Genomic DNA, 3162 nt, shown 5'->3' with positions numbered 1-3162 from the left:
CCCAGGGGGGCATCCCCGCCGGTGCCGTCGATGCGGTGATCGTCGGGCAGGTCCTTCCGGCGGGGTCGGGTCAGAACCCGGCGCGACAGGTCGCGATCGGCGCGGGGATCGGGTGGGATGTCCCGGCTCACAGCGTGAACAAGGTGTGCCTCTCGGGCCTCACGGCCGTCATCGACGCGGCGCGCATGATCCGGCTCGGCGATGCGCGCGTCGTCGTGGCCGCGGGCATGGAGTCCATGACCCGGGCGCCGCACCTGATGATGAACTCCCGGTCGGGCTGGAAGTACGGCTCGGTCGAGGTTCTCGACCACATGGCCCTCGACGGGCTCACCGACGCCTACGAGCACGACAGCATGGGAGCCTCCACCGAACGGTTGAACCCGACCTATCAGCTCACCCGCACGCAGCAGGACCACGTCGCCGCCCTGTCCCATCAGCGAGCGGCTGCCGCGCAGGCGGCGGGGGTCTTCGACGGCGAGATCGTGCCGATCGAGGTGCCCCAGCGCAAGGGCGAGCCGCTGCGGCTGACCGCCGACGAGGGGGTGCGCCCGGAGACCACCATCGAGACGCTCGCGGCGCTGCGTCCGGCTTTCGCCGAGGGCGGCACCATCACCGCCGGCAACTCGTCGCCGATCTCCGACGGTGCCTCCGCGGTCGTGCTCACGACGCGGGCCCACGCCGACGATCAGGGCTGGACCGTGCTCGCCGCGGTCGGTGCCTCCGGCCAGGTGGCCGGCCCCGACAACTCGCTCCACGCGCAGCCCGCCCACGCCATCGAAGTGGCCGTGCAGAAGCACGGCATCACGGTCGGCGACCTCGACCTCATCGAGATCAACGAGGCGTTCGGGGCGGTGGTGGCGGCATCCACCGCTCGTCTCGGCGTCTCGGAGGAGATCGTCAACATCCACGGCGGGGGCATCGCGATCGGGCACCCGATCGGGGCATCCGGCAACAGGCTCGTCGTGCACGTGGTGCACGAGCTGGTGCGCCGGGGATCGGGCACCGCGGCCGTCGCGCTGTGCGGCGGCGGCGGTCAGGGCGACGCGCTGATCATCACGCGCTGATCATCACGCGCTGACAGCACGACGCCCGCCCTCTGCGGGAGGGCGGGCGTCGCCGTGTGTCGGGTGCGCTCAGCGGCGCAGGCGCTTGGCGAGCAGCTTCGCCTGCTTGTCGGCGACGGGGGAGTCGTTGCCGATCACGTGTCCGTGGCCGGCTCGGAAGGTGTCGACGATCGCGCCGATCGCGAGCGCAAGGGTGATGCCCCAGCTCAGCCACGCGAGCGCGGTGCGCCAGGTGAACGGCTCGTCGCTCCCGCGCAGACCGCGCAGCAGGGTGAATCCGCTCGTGATGGCGCCGATGATGCCCGTGCCGAAGAGGTACTTGCGCATGTGTCAACCGTAGTCGGCTCGCTGACGGGTGCGGATAGCCTGGACGGACCGAATCAGAGAGCAGGGCCCTTGTGACTCAGGCCGACTTCGTGGTCGTGGCAAACAGACTCCCGGTGGATCGCGACGACGACGGTGGCTGGCGGAATTCGCCGGGTGGTCTCGTCACCGCGCTCGAGCCGGTCATGCGCAAGCGTGACGGCGCGTGGGTCGGATGGCCCGGCAAAGCCGACCTGGAGCTCGACCCGCTCGAGGTCGACGGCATCTTCATCGTGCCGGTCGCGCTCTCCGCGGCGGAGGTCGAGAACTACTACGAAGGCTTCTCGAACGACACGATCTGGCCGCTGTACCACGACGTGATCGCGGCGCCGCGGTACAAGCGCATCTGGTGGGACACCTACGTGGCGGTGAACCGTCGTTTCGCTGAGGCGGCGGCGGAAGTCGCGGCCTCCGGCGCGACGGTCTGGGTGCAGGACTACCAGCTGCAGCTCGTTCCGGCGCTGCTGCGGGAGCTGCGGCCCGACCTGACGATCGGCTACTTCCATCACATTCCGTTCCCGGCATACGGGATCTTCGCCCAGCTGCCCTGGCGTCGTCAGGTGCTGGAGGGTCTCCTCGGCGCCGACGTCATCGGCTTCCAGCGAGTGGCCGACGCCGGCAACTTCGCCCGCGCCGTGCGCCGCCAGTTCCACTACGAGACGCGCGCCAGCGGCATCCGGGTGCCGACGCCCGACGGTGGCACGCGCCTCGCGCTCGCCAAGGCGTTCCCGATCTCGATCGACGCCGACTCCTACATCGAGCTCGCGCAACGGGAGGACGTGCGCGCGCGGGCGGCGGAGATCCGCGCGAGCCTCGGGAATCCCCGCAAGATCCTGCTGGGAGTCGATCGACTCGACTACACCAAGGGCATCCGCCACCGGCTGAAGGCGTTCGGTGAACTGCTGGGCGACGGCTCCCTCTCGGTCGAGGACGTCACCCTCGTGCAGGTCGCGAGCCCCAGCCGGGAGCGCGTCGAGGCGTACATGCAGCTGCGCGACGAGATCGAACTGACGGTGGGGCGCATCAACGGCGACCACGACACGATGGGGCACACGGCGATCCGCTACCTGCACCAGGCATACCCGCGCGAGGAGATGGTGGCGCTCTACCTCGCGGCCGACGTGATGCTCGTGACGGCGCTGCGCGACGGCATGAACCTCGTCGCGAAGGAGTACGTCGCCACCCGCACCGACAACCGCGGTGTGCTGGTGCTGAGCGAGTTCGCGGGAGCCGCCGACGAGCTGGGCAGTGCGCTGCTGATCAATCCCCACGACATCGACGGGGTGAAGGACGCCATCCGCCGCGCGATCGACATGCCGGCGGCCGAGCAGGGACGACGGATGCGGGCGCTGCGTCGCCGCGTGCTCGAACACGACGTCGAGGACTGGTCGCGCTCGTTCCTGGCGGCGCTCGACGCGACCCGCTCGGACGCCCGGTGACCGCGACCGCGCCGGAGGCGGCGACCGAGCGCATCGCTCGGGTCGCGGCATCCGATGTACTTCTCGTGGCACTCGATTTCGACGGCACCCTGTCGCACACGGTCGACGAGCCGATGTCGGCGCGCATGATCCCCGCCGCTCGCGCGGCGCTCGGTGCGCTGGCGGCTGCGCCCCGCACCCACGTCGCGCTCGTGTCGGGGCGCTCGCTCGCCGACCTGCGGGTGATCGCCGAGCACGACGACGCGTCGCCGTGGCACCTGGCGGGCTCGCACGGCATCGAGTACTGGCATCCGGGG

At 70.7% G+C, this 3162-nt stretch carries 4 protein-coding genes; 3 read left to right on the top strand and 1 reads right to left on the bottom strand.

The features are described 5' to 3' along the window. A partial coding sequence (locus ASG00_RS03775; protein ID WP_056207004.1) for an acetyl-CoA C-acyltransferase occupies positions 1–1064 on the top strand: 1064 nt, incomplete at its 5' end. A 69-nt stretch (positions 1065–1133) separates the two neighbouring features. Here ASG00_RS03775 and ASG00_RS03770 read toward each other — a convergent pair. Beyond that, the gene (locus tag ASG00_RS03770) at positions 1134–1391 is read right to left on the bottom strand and encodes a hypothetical protein (RefSeq protein WP_045248495.1); all 258 of its coding nucleotides are present in this window, start codon (positions 1389–1391) and stop codon (positions 1134–1136) included. Positions 1392–1462: 71 nt separating this feature from the next. On the opposite strand from ASG00_RS03770, the gene otsA reads away from it, so the two are divergent. After that, positions 1463–2866, top strand: a complete 1404-nt coding sequence (otsA, locus tag ASG00_RS03765) for an alpha,alpha-trehalose-phosphate synthase (UDP-forming) (RefSeq protein WP_056207001.1) — start codon at positions 1463–1465, stop codon at positions 2864–2866. Beyond that, positions 2863–3162: trehalose-phosphatase (locus tag ASG00_RS16790; protein WP_327037477.1), on the top strand; the 300-nt coding region annotated here is incomplete at its 3' end. The genes otsA and ASG00_RS16790, both read left to right, overlap by 4 nt.

Source organism: Microbacterium sp. Leaf351 (assembly GCF_001423825.1).
Taxonomy (GTDB): domain Bacteria; phylum Actinomycetota; class Actinomycetes; order Actinomycetales; family Microbacteriaceae; genus Microbacterium; species Microbacterium ginsengisoli.
The sequence above is the reverse complement of the archived record's forward strand: the minus strand, read 5'-3'. Positions and strand labels throughout refer to the sequence as shown.

Coding starts and splice junctions, on each gene's coding strand:
- ASG00_RS03770 (WP_045248495.1), bottom strand. CDS start 1,391: ATGCGCAAGTACCTCTTCGGCACGGGCATCATCGGCGCCATCACGAGC.